Annotated in this window: 12 protein-coding genes; 6 read left to right on the forward strand and 6 right to left on the reverse strand. The window is 56.4% G+C overall.

All coding sequences use genetic code 11. The annotated features are described in order from the left end of the window. Position 1: 1 nt before the first annotated feature. The 3 genes from katG to FYC48_RS21070 all read right to left on the reverse strand — a co-directional run bounded on the left by katG (position 2) and on the right by FYC48_RS21070 (position 4,942). Positions 2-2,401 carry a catalase/peroxidase HPI gene (gene katG / locus FYC48_RS21060; RefSeq protein WP_149498769.1) on the reverse strand — a complete coding sequence of 800 codons (2,400 nt, stop codon included), beginning with the start codon at positions 2,399-2,401 and terminating at the stop codon, positions 2-4. Between the two features lie 395 nt (positions 2,402-2,796). After that, entirely contained in the window at positions 2,797-4,368 is a 1,572-nt protein-coding gene (locus tag FYC48_RS21065) for a radical SAM protein (RefSeq protein WP_235034350.1), read from the reverse strand. Further along, positions 4,355-4,942 carry a hypothetical protein gene (locus FYC48_RS21070; RefSeq protein ID WP_160149680.1) on the reverse strand — a complete coding sequence of 196 codons (588 nt, stop codon included), beginning with the start codon at positions 4,940-4,942 and terminating at the stop codon, positions 4,355-4,357. Before FYC48_RS21070 ends, FYC48_RS21065 begins: the two co-directional genes overlap by 14 nt. A 258-nt stretch (positions 4,943-5,200) precedes the next feature. On the opposite strand from FYC48_RS21070, the gene FYC48_RS21075 reads away from it, so the two are divergent. After that, entirely contained in the window at positions 5,201-6,043 is an 843-nt protein-coding gene (locus FYC48_RS21075) for a hypothetical protein (protein WP_149498771.1), read from the forward strand. A gap of 410 nt (positions 6,044-6,453) precedes the next feature. Here FYC48_RS21075 and FYC48_RS21080 read toward each other — a convergent pair whose 3' ends face one another. Next, positions 6,454-7,299 carry a hypothetical protein gene (locus FYC48_RS21080; protein WP_149498772.1) on the reverse strand — a complete coding sequence of 282 codons (846 nt, stop codon included), beginning with the start codon at positions 7,297-7,299 and terminating at the stop codon, positions 6,454-6,456. A gap of 157 nt (positions 7,300-7,456) precedes the next feature. Between FYC48_RS21080 and FYC48_RS21085 the strand changes: the two genes are divergently transcribed. The 4 genes from FYC48_RS21085 (at position 7,457) to rplL (ending at position 10,053) form a co-directional block, all read left to right on the forward strand. Then, positions 7,457-8,002, forward strand: coding sequence for a CinA family protein (locus FYC48_RS21085; RefSeq protein WP_160149681.1), 546 nt, complete (start codon positions 7,457-7,459; stop codon positions 8,000-8,002). A 318-nt stretch (positions 8,003-8,320) separates the two neighbouring features. Further along, positions 8,321-8,998, forward strand: a complete 678-nt coding sequence (gene rplA, locus FYC48_RS21090) for a 50S ribosomal protein L1 (RefSeq protein WP_149498774.1) — start codon at positions 8,321-8,323, stop codon at positions 8,996-8,998. Positions 8,999-9,039: 41 nt separating this feature from the next. Then, positions 9,040-9,570 (forward strand): 50S ribosomal protein L10, encoded by a 531-nt coding sequence (gene rplJ / locus FYC48_RS21095; RefSeq protein WP_149498775.1) that lies wholly within the window; start codon positions 9,040-9,042, stop codon positions 9,568-9,570. A gap of 66 nt (positions 9,571-9,636) precedes the next feature. Then, positions 9,637-10,053: a 50S ribosomal protein L7/L12 gene (gene rplL, locus FYC48_RS21100; RefSeq protein ID WP_149498776.1), complete on the forward strand. Its 417-nt coding sequence runs from the start codon at positions 9,637-9,639 to the stop codon at positions 10,051-10,053. 183 nt (positions 10,054-10,236) lie between these two features. Here the strand turns inward: rplL and FYC48_RS21105 are convergent, their stop codons facing one another. Both FYC48_RS21105 and metK read right to left on the reverse strand, forming a co-directional pair. Beyond that, complete coding sequence (locus FYC48_RS21105) at positions 10,237-11,082, reverse strand: metallophosphoesterase family protein (RefSeq protein ID WP_149498777.1); 846 nt, start codon at positions 11,080-11,082, stop codon at positions 10,237-10,239. 202 nt (positions 11,083-11,284) lie between these two features. After that, on the reverse strand, positions 11,285-12,469 hold the full coding sequence (gene metK, locus FYC48_RS21110; protein ID WP_200836664.1) for a methionine adenosyltransferase: 1,185 nt from the start codon (positions 12,467-12,469) through the stop codon (positions 11,285-11,287). A 466-nt stretch (positions 12,470-12,935) separates the two neighbouring features. On the opposite strand from metK, the gene FYC48_RS21115 reads away from it, so the two are divergent. Next, on the forward strand, positions 12,936-13,997 hold the full coding sequence (locus FYC48_RS21115) for a vWA domain-containing protein (protein ID WP_149498778.1): 1,062 nt from the start codon (positions 12,936-12,938) through the stop codon (positions 13,995-13,997). The last annotated feature ends 166 nt before the right edge of the window (positions 13,998-14,163 follow it).

The following is a 14,163-nucleotide window of genomic DNA, read 5'->3' on the forward strand; positions in this document are numbered from 1 at the left end:
ACTAGCGAAGGTCGAATCGATCCAGATTCATAACCTTGTCCCAAGCGGCGACAAAGTCGTCGACGAACTTTTGCTCGCCTCCTTGACTCGCATAAACCTCCGAGATGGCTCGCAACTGCGAGTTGGATCCGAAGACCAAATCGACTGCGCTGGCGGTCCATTTTACGTCCCCTGTTTCACGATCCCGGCCTTGGAAGAAGTGCTCGCACACCGGCGACTTTTTCCACTCGGTGTTCATGTCCAGCAAATTGACGAAGAACGCGTTATTCAGTTTTCCGGGAGTCTCGGTAAACACTCCCAAGTCAGGGTATCCTACGTTGGTTCCCAACACTCGCATCCCGCCGACGAGGGCTGTCATTTCTGGAGCGGATAACGTCAATAATTGGGCACGATCGACCAACATCTCTTCCGCGGGACGGTCTTGATGATGCCCCAGGAAGTTTCGAAAGCCGTCTGCCTTTGGTTCAAGCACATCAAAAGATTCTGCGTCAGTCATTTCCGCGGTCGCATCGGTTCGCCCAGGCTGAAACGGTACCTCAATGTCGTGGCCGGCGTCTTTTGCGGCCTGCTCGATCGCCGCGCATCCGCCCAAAACGATCAAGTCCGCGAGCGAGACCTTCTTGTTGCCTTGCTGTGACTCGTTAAATGTTTGTTGGATCGCCTCCAGTTTGGCGAGGACTCTCTGCAATACCTCGGGCTGGTTGACGGCCCAATCTTTTTGCGGTGCCAATCGAATTCGTGCCCCGTTGGCTCCGCCACGTTTGTCGCTGCCTCGGAACGTGGATGCCGACGCCCAGGCGGTCGAGACTAATTGCGAGACCGACAAACCGGAGTTCAAAAGCTCGCCTTTCAGGCCAGCGATATCCGCTTCGTTGATTAACTCGTGGTCGACCTCAGGAATCGGGTCTTGCCAGATTTGAGGCTCAGCCGCCCAGGGACCAAGACTTCTCGATGCCGGCCCCATGTCACGGTGAGTCAGCTTGTACCAAGCTTTTGCAAACGCTTTCTCAAATTCCTCGGGATGCTCGTGGAACCGTTTCGAGATTTCGCGATAGGCCGGATCCATCTTCAGAGCCAAGTCGGTCGTGAACATCATCGGTGCATGGGTCTTCCCATCAACATGCGCGTCCGGGACCAAGTTTTCCGCCGCCGGATCTTTTGGCTTCCATTGATGAGCACCGGCAGGACTCTTGGTCAACTCCCACTCAAACGTAAACAAGTTGTCAAAGTAGTCGTGTGACCATTCGGCCGGTGTCGAAGTCCAGGCACCTTCGAGGCCACTGGTGATCGTGTCCTCAGCATTCCCCTTTCCATACGTACTGATCCATCCCAAGCCCTGCGTTTCCAATCCAGCGGCTTCGGGCTCGGCGCCAACATTTCCGTCTGGCCCCGCCGCTCCGTGGGCTTTACCGAAGGTGTGTCCACCGGCGATCAACGCGACGGTCTCTTCGTCGTTCATTGCCATTCGACCAAACGTTTTGCGAATCGCTTCGGCCGCGGCCATTGGATCTGGTTTACCTTTAGGTCCTTCTGGGTTGACGTAAATCAATCCCATCTGGGTCGCGGCGAGTGGGTTTTCTAGATTGTCGTTCTCGCTGTCATAACGTTTACCGCCCAACCACTCGCTTTCCGGTCCCCAGTAGATGTCTTGTTGCGGTTCCCACACATCTTCTCGGCCGCCGGCAAAGCCCATGGTTTCAAACCCCATTGACTCTAGCGCGCAGTTACCGGCAAAGACCATCAAGTCAGCCCAAGAAATCTTGTTGCCGTACTTCTGCTTAATCGGCCAAAGCAACCGGCGTGCTTTGTCCAAGTTCGCGTTGTCGGGCCAACTGTTCAGAGGCGCGAATCGCTGGGTTCCGTAGCCTGCTCCGCCGCGGCCATCGGTCACCCGGTACGTTCCGGCGCTATGCCAAGCCATACGGATAAACAGCGGACCATAGTGTCCATAATCCGCCGGCCACCAATCTTGCGACGTCGTCATCAACTTCTCGACGTCCTTTTTTAACTCGTTCAAATCCAGCTTGCCGAACTCTTCGGCGTAATCAAAATCGGGGCCGAGAGGATTGCCCTTCACCGAATTCTGATGCAACACATTCAGATTCAGTTGGCTTGGCCACCAATCTCCATTGCCCATCGAACCTGCGGCAGTGTGCCGAGCCCCCGCGGGCGCATACTGATGAACTCCGCCGACCACAGGACACTGCGCCGCCGAGGAATTGGATCCGTGGGACTCAGCATGCGCCGATGTCGCTGCGTCCTGACTGAACGCTTGTGTGCTGGCGGACACCGCCAGGCAACTTGCGGCAACACAAGAGGTGGTGATCGCAAGTTTTCGAAGGGGAGCCGCGGCACGTCTGGGCTTGGGGGCGGATGCCAAGGCCATGATCATTCGATTCATTTTCGTCTCCGGGGGAAGGGTGGTTTTCACTTCAGACGCCGCAAGCCCCGTCACGATCTTTCCTAGCACAGATCACTCGGTGGACTCGACGCCCTCGCTGCCGTGGTACTGTAGGAGCCTAGGAACCAGACATCCAATGCATTGCCGTGATGCCATCCATGCACGCCATGCATAGATCAATTTGTCGATATTGACCGGAGAAAAGCCGTTTTCACGCCAAAACATGTCTCAATTTTGATTTGAAGCGATACACCAGTGCGGTAACACACCGGTACTCCGTCTCGATTGAGCGTTCGGATTCGGCGATTCAGCCGACGAACGCTCGCGGCTGATGGTGCTCGAAAACCGTGATGAACGCCCTTCGGGCAATCCTAATTCCGAAGGCCGAAGGAACTTTAGCCCTCGCCCTTGATCGGTGGCAACTTAAGATGTCCGGGTCGGTAGAGCGTGTTGTATGCACAGAAAGGAACCACGTGACCGCTTGGTAAAACATGGTGAGTGCAGCATTTCATCAATTGACGCACGTCAAAATTGTAGGCGTCCAGAAAGCTGGTGATCGTGATTCGAAACATGTCCCGCGCCGAAGCCTTGCCACGCAGCACCTTGGCAAAGAAACGTTGCAGCTTTTCGTCACGTGCCGAAGCAGGCGACACCGTAGATTGATCGAGGTCGCCGAACGTCATCACCGCATCTCCACAATCACAATCGCTTCCGCAGTGACTGGCCCGCGATAAGAACACGCGAACCAAGTCTTTGGCTTTCTCCGGCGTAAAACTGATCCCACCGGCGAGCAGATCCAGGTTGTCAGCGATCGGTGCGGCATCGGATAACGGGATGATCGAACGCCCGTCACGAGCGGCTAACATAATTTGATGACAATTGGGGTGCGCACACGGCAATGGGGCAAAGTCATGAGGATGAAACATGCCGCCTGACGCGTCAGCCAATCCGACGATGACATCGGGAAACGTCACACGGTGTTCCAAGTCGTCGGGGCTTAGATGTCGGCCACTATAGGTTGCCGGCTGCAAGCTAAGCCCGGTGACGTTAGAGCGTGACAAAGCGTCGGCGAGCAACGTCTCATAGAAGCCGGCGGGGAGTGGTGAAACCAGCGTGGCGACCAGGGTCACGTTTAATCCGGCATCTTCAAGCCGATCGAGGGCGCGACGCTTTTGTTCAATCAACTGCGTGCCTGAGACATCGCCGCGTAACCTTGTCGCAGTCTTAGCATCGCTGCCGTCGTACTGCAGATAGATTTCCAAGCGATCACGATGACGCGACAAACGCTGAACCAATTCCGCGTCTTTCGAAAAGCGAACACCGTTGGTATTGATCATCACATAATCGATCGGCCTGGCAAGCGCCTCCTCGACCACACGCTCGAACTCGGGATGCAACGTTGACTCACCACCGGAAAGTTGACAGACCTCGGCGCGTCCCTCGCATTCGACCAAGCGATCCAAGCACGCGACAATGTCGGCGAAGGAATGATCACTCCCAGCCGGACTGCTTCCGGCAAAGCACATCGGACAAGTCAAATTACAACGGTCTGTCAGTTCGACCAAGCCGATGCAGGTGTGCTGCTCGTGTTCCTCACACAATCCGCAATCGTGGGGGCAGCCTTTGTTCGCCGACGTCCCACGTACCAGTGGCAACACCGACGCGGTATGGCCTTCTCCGCGATCCCACCACTGGACGTCGCTGCAAACGAAGTCTTCACGCACGCCGTGTTCGGGGCAGCGTTTTCGAAAATAGACGCGTTTGCCGCGCACAATAATCTTCGCCGAAACGACTTCCATGCACTCCGGACAAAGTGACTCGGTCGAGCCGACCATCACATGCGACGCACGTGGCCTGGCATCTGGATAAGAACTGTAATCTGGGCGAGAACCACCAGGGACCGCGGGTTGATTGTGGACATCTGATGGGGTGTCGATCGAAGCGGACGAAGGCTCACTTGGTCTCATTGGATTCCTGACTAAAAGGATTCGAGCCGGGCCTGTCCGCGGAAACGGCATACGAAGTCGCCTCCTGCGTACCTGATTCGACGTCAACGAGGTAGCCATCGGACTGGCCATAAGTCCGTCGGGCGATCGCTCGGATCAAAACGGCAAAGACCGAGAGTACGATCATGTTGGCTACGACGGTCCCCAAACCAAACCCGACGGAATTGAAGTTCGTCAGCGAGACCGTCGTGATGGTGACGGCCGCGCAAACGGTCACGAACAACGCAAAAAAGGGGATCGCCAATACACACCCCAACAACGCACGAAGTGCTCTGCGGAGCGGCGATCCAGGCAGAATCGCCGCGATCAATGCACAACTTGCCGCCCAGATAAACAGATACGCGCCGATCGCAGAGTCTCCGCGACCTCTTAGCAGCAGAATCGAGAGCAACATCAACACTCCGCCACCGAACGAGATTCCTAGGATCGAGTAAAACCGACCAGGAAAATTGAGGCTGGATTTCAGGACCGGCGTGACAGCCTTGTCGGTGGCTTCCGAGCTAACGTGATACGGATTCGGCTCGCCTTCGGACATCCAATAACCCTCGGGTAAATGAACTACGATTGCCTTCTGGATGACGCTCACCTCAAGTTACCATGCTCGCGGGCACCGCGTGTGGCCTGTCCCCTCCTCGATGCCCGTCAATTGACTGCTCGACGCTGCCCTATCCACTGCGCTGCCTAATCCACTGCTTCAGGCTGGCCAATTGACTGTCTTGAGTGTTACCCTGTTTCTATGCGACGCCAACCGAACCCATATCGCTCCCGCCGCGGAACCGTTACCCGCGCTCCGATGCTTGATCAAGAAGAGTATGTCGAGCAGGCACACCTGTTTGAATTGCTTCATGAGCAGGCCGGTGAAGGGTTCCCGATTCAAGACTTGCTGGAACAATTGCGGCACGAAATCCTCGCGACGACGCGGCTGCCGATGGCAATGGAGTACCTACTGACCGAGGTACGCCATTCGGGGTTACTCGGCCCCGCGATGCACCAATTGTCACACTACTTCACTCCCTTTCAGACTTTCCTGATCGACCAAAGCGAACTCGACACCGGTCGCTTCATGATGAACACGGCGTTCAAAGTGATGCAGTCCGAAGCGGAGTATCGAGTTGCCGGGACCACACCGGCAGGAATGTTCTTCTATCAATTCGAAGTTCTCTGTCGCAACCGGCTCAGCTACGATCTCGGACTGACCGCAATCAGCAGCGACCCGTCTTATGATTCGACGTGGAGCAGTTGGATACTGAAGCTGCGAGCCGAGATTGGTTTGATCGATTTCGCCGATCTCGTTTTCCTCGCCAGCGATGACTACCTCCGCCGACTCGAGAAGGCGGGCAAAGAGGAAACCGGTAAGGGCCCCTTCCTGTTTGGTGAAAAGGAAGGCCGCATCGCCTTCGCCAACCGCCGCAAAGACCCTCTCTATCTCTTTAGCGCGTTACAACGCCACCTCGGTTATCCGGCCGTCCCCAAGCCGACACCCATCGACGAAACAAATGAATTGATTCCACAGATGGCGCGACGTATCGAGCGGCTCGAAGCACGAATCCAACTGATGGAAGAAGAACGCCGCCAATCGCTGGACATCACCAAGTTCTACGAACAGAACAAACACCGCCTAAACTATCCCGAGTAAGTCGAATGGCCATGGATAGTGCGATGGATTGATAGTGCGATGGATTTTCGATCAGTCAAACTCGACGACTCCTCTGGATACACATCGCGGCTAGTGTTTTATTCCCATCGGAACATCAGTCGTGATTGACCAGCCGACGAATGCTCGCGTCCGCTGACTTGAATCAACCGTGGCTAACGCCATGCGGCTGATAAACCCTTCCCACCCATGAGCCGACGTGCGTTAGCACCGGTTGCGCGAACAGCGATCAATTCTCCGATCAACCGTGGCTAACGCCATGCGGCTGATAGACCCTTCCCACCCATGAGCCGGCGTGCGTTAGCACCGGTTACGTGACCAGCGATCAATTCTCCGATCAACCGTGGCTAACGCCTTGCGGCTGAGCCGCACTAGCAATTTCGTCCATCACTTCAGGAACGTGGGGCAGCGTAGGGATTGATCGATTCATCGACCGCATGAGGTCGGGGTGACCGCTCTACGAACGTTTGAACGCGCCCTTCAAAATCTGGATCGACGATCGAATCCTCGGCACCGGTCGCGACTTCATTGATCGCTTCGGCAAGCCGACTTGCATCCTCAAGTCGCTTCTTGGAAGACAATCGCCCGAAGGTGCAATCGCGCGGAGAGATCGGAAACTCTTCGGTTCCATCAACCGTTCTGGCGACAACACAGATATAGTGCAGACGGTGAAAACAACCCGGCAGTCGCAAGGATTCCACCGTCGCGCCCAATAGCGAAGCAGCGGGAAACTGATAGCGAGCGCGATCGCCTTCCAGACAAACACCGCCGACCGACACGGTGACAAGCACCAGATCGGACGCGGTTTCAAATTTGGGAAATAGAGTCGCCTGCATATCAACGCGACGAACGTATTCACACATGACTGCGTCAGAAATCCAGTCCGCGTTCTCTCCCCGCATTGGGCCGCAACGGATCCGGCAACGCTTCCGCAGCCTGGCATCCAACCATCGATTCATCGGCCACTCGGGAAACCGTGTCACCCAGAGTACGATCAACAAGAAACTCAGTGCGGTGGACGTTCCGAGCACGGCCAAGGCGGAGGACAGATCGAGTGGCTTCCAAAGCCGGATCGCCACGGAAAGAGGCATCAGCACGCCGACAAACCCGATCGTCGTCGGCAATGCAACGAGGAATAAATTGCTCAGCACCGTAAAACCGATTGACAATGCCCGCGAACCGGCTTGATCAACCGGGGTGATTGTGGCGAGATGGCTGGAAGCGGTTGCGGGGTTCATCGGTGTGGAAGATGATTCGCGGCACAAAATGTCAGGCGGTCCTCGGCAAACGACCGCCCATCACGATAACACGGCACCGCGGGGCGATCGCCGTAGACTTTTCCGACTTCCGGTCAAACGTACTCACCCGGGGTCTGCCTGTGCTGATTGCGGAAGCGTGCTACCGACCAAGCGGCCGCCACCGGACAACCCCGGCGCCGACCGGATCCAACTCAAGCGAGATACATCGATGGACTTAGAAACGATCGCCGAACACGTGGCACAAAAACTCGCCGACCGCGGCGAGCGGCTGGCATTGGCGGAAAGCTGCACCGGCGGCTTGATCGCGGCGACGCTAGCGACGATTCCGGGGATATCGACGAACCTCGCCGGATCGATGGTCGTTTATCAGGAAGCGACCAAGCAGTCCTGGCTTGGCGTCGCCGAAGACACATTGGCCGAACACACAGCGGTCAGTCCTCCTGTGGCGCACCAGATGGTGACCGGATTACTCCAGCGGACGCCGCAGGCTGAACTCGGGGCGTCCGTGACGGGACACCTCGGTCCCGATGCCCCCGACGGATTTGACGGACTGGTATTCGTCGGCCTCTGTCGCCGTGGAGAATCGCCGAAAATCCTACGAGTGGATCTTGCGAAGAAAAAACGCGTCGCCCGCCAGCGTGAAGCGGCGATGCGAGTTCTGGAATTGCTCCTCGACTTGTAAAGTTTCAGTCACCTGGTCGATCGCTTTGCGCCGATGGGGAAAGTTCGGCAGCCGTTTTTGGAGCTTGCTGGGCAGAGAGAACATGAACGTTGCCAAGCAAAAGCCGGGCGCAAATTGCAAAAAAAGGCAAATTGCCGTTGACGCTCGGGGAGTGTCAACGCATATTCTTCGCTCCCTGGTTGATCAGCCCGGTTGACCAGCAAACGTTGCTGCCAGTTTTGCTGACCAGGGAAGTGGGAGAATTTGCCGCCGAGACGTTTTCTCGGGCCCGGTGATTTTGCTAACACCACCCGACCTTTAAACAAGGCTCGTGACCATATGGGTAAAAAATCAAAGCGGTATCGCGCCGCGCTCGCTAAACAACCATCTGCACCGATGCCTCTTGACGAAGCCGTCAAGACGCTGAAGACGTACGATTCAACCAAGTTTGACCAAACGGTTGAAATCCACTTGCGTCTGGGTGTCGATCCTAACCAGGCCGATCAGATCGTCCGAGGTTCACTGGTGCTTCCGCACGGGATCGGAAAGCAACAACGCATTGTTGTCTTCGCCAAAGGCGACGCAGCCAAGGCAGCCGAAGAGGCTGGGGCTGACGAAGTTGGCCAAGAAGACCTCGCCAAAAAGATCAAAGACGGCTGGACGGATTTCGACGTCTGCATCGCCGCCCCGGACATGATGGGTCTGGTTGGTCCTCTCGGACGCGTCCTCGGCCCCCGTGGTTTGATGCCCAGCCCGCGTGCTGGCACCGTCACCCCGGACGTCGGTAAAGTCGTTCAGGAGTACAAGGCGGGTAAAGTCGAGTTCCGTAATGACAAGGGCGGCAACGTCCATGCGATGGTGGGCAAGATGAGCTTTGACGAATCGAAGCTCGTCGACAACATCAACGCATTCATTCAGTTTATCGACAGCCTGAAGCCTCAGAACGTCAAAGGCACCTACATGAAAGGTGTGGCGATCTGTGGAACGATGAGTCCCAGTGTACGTGTGACTTGTTAGTCGATCTGTCTCCGCTCTCCTTGTTTCCGTGAATCGATTCGATGAGTAAGTACGTCAAAGACCTCGTGACCCGCGACATCAAGCGGCGGTTGGAGGGCGTTGAAGACGCCGTCCTGGTCAGCTGCGTGGGGATGGACGCGAACACGACGAACGAACTACGCGGTGAGTTGGCCGAAAAAAATATCACGATCTTCGTCGTGAAAAAGGCCCTCGCCCGCCGTGCCACCGAGGGTACCTCGCTGGCACCCGCCTTCGAAGGCGCCAATGGCCAATTGGCCGTTTGCTTTGGCGGCGATGACTTTGTCTCGCTGGTCAAAGAAGTCGTCCGCCTGGACAAAGATGAAACGAAATACGCCGACTTCGTCGCCCAAGGCGGCGTCATGGATGGCGAGCGTTTAGATGCCGATGGCGTTAAAGCTGTCAGCAAATGGCCCAGCCGTGAAGAACAAATCGCAACCCTCGTTGGCCAAATCCTTGGCCCAGGAGCGACTCTGTCTGCCGCGATGCTTGGCCCTGGAAAGATGCTCAACAGCCAGCTGAAAAAGATCAGCGAAGGCGAAGGCGACGAGTAGTTCGCCAATACCGAACCCTAACGTTTACCTACAACCGATTATTCGTTTAACAAGGGAAACCCTGTCATGAGTGAAGAAGGTGCAGCAGTTGCTGAATACAGCGACGATACCAAATCGATGGGCGACAAAATCGCCGAATTGACCCTGAAGCAAGCCAAAGAACTGAGCGACTACCTGAAAGACGTTCATGGCATCGAGCCAGCTGCTGGCGGAGCCGTGATGGTCGCCGGTGGTGCAGCCGGTGGCGGTGAAGCAGAAGCTGAAGCCGAAAAGACCGAATTCGACGTCGTCCTGACCGGGTTCGGCGACAAGAAGCTGAACGTCGTCAAGGTCGTCAAAAACCTGACCGGCGCTTCGCTGATGGAAGCCAAAAAGATGGTCGAAGGCGTTCCTGCGACCCTCAAAGAAGCGGTTTCCAAAGAAGACGCCGAAAAAATCAAAGCCGAGATCGAAGAAGCAGGCGGTTCGGTCGAACTCAAGTAGTTCACCCTACCCCTCCGCTCGATCGCTCGTATTCCCGATCGGTTGTACACTCAAAGACTCTGCGTTGCGACGTCGCGACGCAGGGTTTTTGTTTGCGCACTACGAAACACTCCTTCCCAGTTACACTCCCCGGCCTGACAGACCAAATAACCTCCCAGGCCAAACAAACGGGCAAACGATTGCCTATGCCGAACCCAATTCCAGCAAACGCTCGACCTTTGGCTCGCCATAAACAGCCCCTGCGGTATGGACGGTGAGGTTGCCCAGCATCTTGGCGACCCCGGGACTATGCGTGTGCCCGCAATACACTTGCAATTCGACCGCCGGGTGCGCCCGCGCGTAATCAAGCAAGACCTCACCAAACTGGCCACAGACAAAAAATGGCGCCCAATTATCGTCGGCCGTCTGGCCGTTGTACCAGCATGACTCTCGAAACGGCGGGACATGGGTCGCCACGTGAACCACTCTTGCGTTCCCCGGCAATCCCTCCAGCTTACTCCCGAGCCGCTCGGCCGACTCGCGCCCCAATTGCATCAACCGATCGAGCCACTCGCCTGGCTGCTGCGCGGCGAAATCTTCGATCAGGGCGAAGTCGTTTAGCCGAACCGGCGAACCAACATAATCACCGACCGTTCCGTCACCCCACCCGTCTTCACCGACCAAAAAGTGCCCAGCAGAAAGCTCGATTGGGGCGCTGTCGGTCAAGTAAACCAGCCGAGGCTGGTTGCGAGACATCGAAGTCACCACCCGACGCACCGCCCCGATCGACGAACCATAGAAATCATGGTTGCCAAGCACGAAATAGATCGGCAAGGGAAACGTTTCGGCGATCCGACCGAGCTGAAAGAAGACATCCTCGGCTTCGGAGAGATCGCCGGTGACCAACAGCCCACGCAGGTCGCCGACCGGATGCCCCGCTACCCACTGATCCCAAGCTCGCAGAGTTGCATGATTAAGGTGAATGTCGGATGACCAAGCGAGCCTAACTAAGCCACCACGGCTTTCGACAGGCCGGGCGAGAGTCGGCATTCGGCGAGATCGATCAGACATAGCATTACCGAAAGCCTCGGCGGCTTCCGCTACGGATGGGAGCCGAAAGCCGCTGACAAGTGCTTCAATCCAGTTCGATTCCTGGCCTGCCGAATGGCGCTAGCCGCAGTTTCCGAGTAATCACCGGGCCAGCGCTCTTCGGCTGAAAATCCAAACTCCAAAATGGAATCTAGACGGGGCGCTAGCTAGCCGCGCTAGCGGTGCCGGCTGCCGCGGCAAGTGCATCAGCCTTGTCGGTCGCTTCCCAAGTGAACGTGTCACCCTCGCGTCCAAAGTGGCCACCCGAAGTGGTCGCCTTGAATACGGGACGACGAAGCTTCAAATGCTCGATGATCCCGGCCGGTGATAGCGGGAAGTGCTCCCGAACCAACTCGCACAATTTGGCATCGGGAATCGCCCCGGTACCTTCGGTATCAACATGCACACTGACCGGTTCACTGACGCCGATGGCGTATGCAAGCTGAACTTCACAACGCTCGGCCAGACCTGCCGCGACAATATTTTTAGCGACGTAGCGAGCCATGTAAGCCGCACTCCGGTCAACCTTTGTTGGATCCTTGCCGCTGAACGCGCCACCGCCGTGGCGTCCCCAACCACCGTATGTGTCGACAATGATCTTTCGGCCAGTCAATCCGCAATCACCGTGAGGCCCACCGACGACGAACTTACCGGTCGGATTGATGTGATATTTGATGTCGCCTTTGTCCAAATCCGCTGGCAACGAAGGTTTGATCACCTCGTCGATGATGAACTTCTTGATCTCTTCGTTCGAGACATCGGGATCATGCTGGGCACTCACGACAACGGTGTCGATACGGACTGGCTTGTTGCCTTCGTACTCCACTGTCACCTGACTTTTGTTGTCCGGACGCAACCAAGACACTTCTTTGCTGAACCGGGCTTCGGTGATGCGGTTGATGATGCGATGCGAAAGGGCGATCGGAAGCGGCATCAATTCGGGGGTGTCACGGCAAGCGTAACCGAACATCAACCCTTGGTCACCGGCACCAATGTCTTTTCCGCTGTCACTGTCACTATCGACACCCTGAGCGATATCGGGACTTTGGGTGTCCAGCGTGACCATGACCGCACAGGTGTCACCACAGATTCCCATGTGATCGTCGGTGTAGCCGACTTCGTTGATCGTTTGACGCACGATGTCAGCGTAATTGACCTTGGCTTCGGTCGAAATTTCGCCGGCGATAATCGCGACTCCGGTCGTAACCATCGTTTCGCACGCAACTCGGCTTTTCGGGTCTTGCTCGAACAGTGCATCCAAGATGGCGTCAGAAATCCGGTCAGCGAGCTTATCAGGGTGCCCCATGCTGACAGATTCGCTTGTAAACAAGAAACGAGCTTCGCTCACAATATTGCTCCAGGTAAGGGCTGGCAAATAACGTAGCCCCCGAAACCGGCGGCCTTGGCTGCACGTGGCGGGAATCGTTGGCTTCGACAACACGACTCGTTCACGGCGTTTTTCGCTGCCCGAAGGTTGACGTTACAATGGGACAATCGAATCGCATAACGTAGTTTCCCGAGGGATGCCTGAGAACCACATCAATTTGGCCTGGGCGGTGATTTCTCGCCGATTTTTTGCCTGCCGGAACCCCGGGGTCCTTGTCTTACGATTCGCTTCAATGTGATTTTGGGGTAGGAAAATTCGCCAAAAACCTCCGAAAGCCTCGGCGGCTTCCGCTGCGGACTGATCCCTTGGCAGCGGATCTTAACGCGAGTTTCGGTGGGCACTCCGAATCGCCGGAAGCATCCGTGACAGAGCGGATTTCGAGGCTATCGCCCCATACGTTTTTGCTTTAACCACACACTAAACCTCCGTGACGCGTCTACCAGAATCAGCCCCGACGCCACCCAAACGCGACCATGCACCGGCGTCGCGTTTCAGTCGCGCGCCGCGAGATGCCTACCATCGCATCCGCTCAAGGCAAGCACCACCGCTGTTGCTGTCTTTTGGATTTCACTTGATTGTCATGGTCGCAATCGTGAGCTTGATTCGCCCACCGGCCAACGGAACGGGCGACGTCGCCGATCGGAACATTGGCATCGCGATGGTCCATCGGCTGCCCGACCGAGAGGTTTATGAACCGGTCGAACCACCGACCAGTGATGCGATCGACCAATCCGAAGCCTCCACGTCGGCTGCCGCTGCGGCTGCGGCTCCTCCGGCCGACCTATCGCCACCGATCGACTTGGCCGGAGTGCTGTCCGCCATGGAATCGACCCCGGCACCGGTCAACGGTTCCGGAATCGCCGGCGACACGACACTGGACGGCGATTCCGTCGGAGAAAGCTCGGGCGGAAAACCAGTCGGCAAGCTAGGTCAAGAAACCACCGCAAGACTGTTCGGTGTGTCGGGAACTGGATCGCGATTCGTCTACGTACTTGATCGCAGCGATAGCATGAACGGGTACGGAGGGCGCCCACTACGCCGTGCCAAAGAAGAACTGGTTCGCAGTCTCAACACGCTGTCACAATACCAGCAGTTTCAAATCATTTTCTACAACGAAAATGCCAAGCCGTTCCAGCTTGCCGGAATGTCATTGGCTCTGGTCGAAGGCAACGAATCAAATGTTGATCGAGCCGAACGGTATGTTGAATCGATCCAAGCCTTTGGCGGCACCAAACATAAAAGCGCTTTATTAATGGCACTGCGGATGTCCCCCGATGTGATCTTCTTTTTGACCGATGCGCATCTTCCGCGGCTGTCGCATTTGGAACTTCAGCAAATCGCCGATCGGGCGACGCGCAGCGGAACGACCATCCATGCGATCGAATTTGGCAGTCAGCCTGCGCCCACCCCAGGAACGTTCCTAAAAGAACTCGCGGAAATGAACGACGGACAATATCAATATGTCGACGTCAATCGCTTCGCCCCATAATCGTGATGCAGATGAGAGCTTAGTTCCATCTGAAAATACGGGTGCGAGTCATCAGCCGACGTGCGTTAAGCTGGCAAACACGAGTCTTTGGGTTTAAACATCTGGATAACACCTTCCCGCTTGCGGGAGGGTCGGACGAGCAAACGGCCGGGGAGGGTGCCCTCTC

It is taken from the genome of Roseiconus lacunae, from assembly GCF_008312935.1.
Taxonomy (GTDB): Bacteria; Planctomycetota; Planctomycetia; order Pirellulales; family Pirellulaceae; genus Stieleria; species Stieleria lacunae.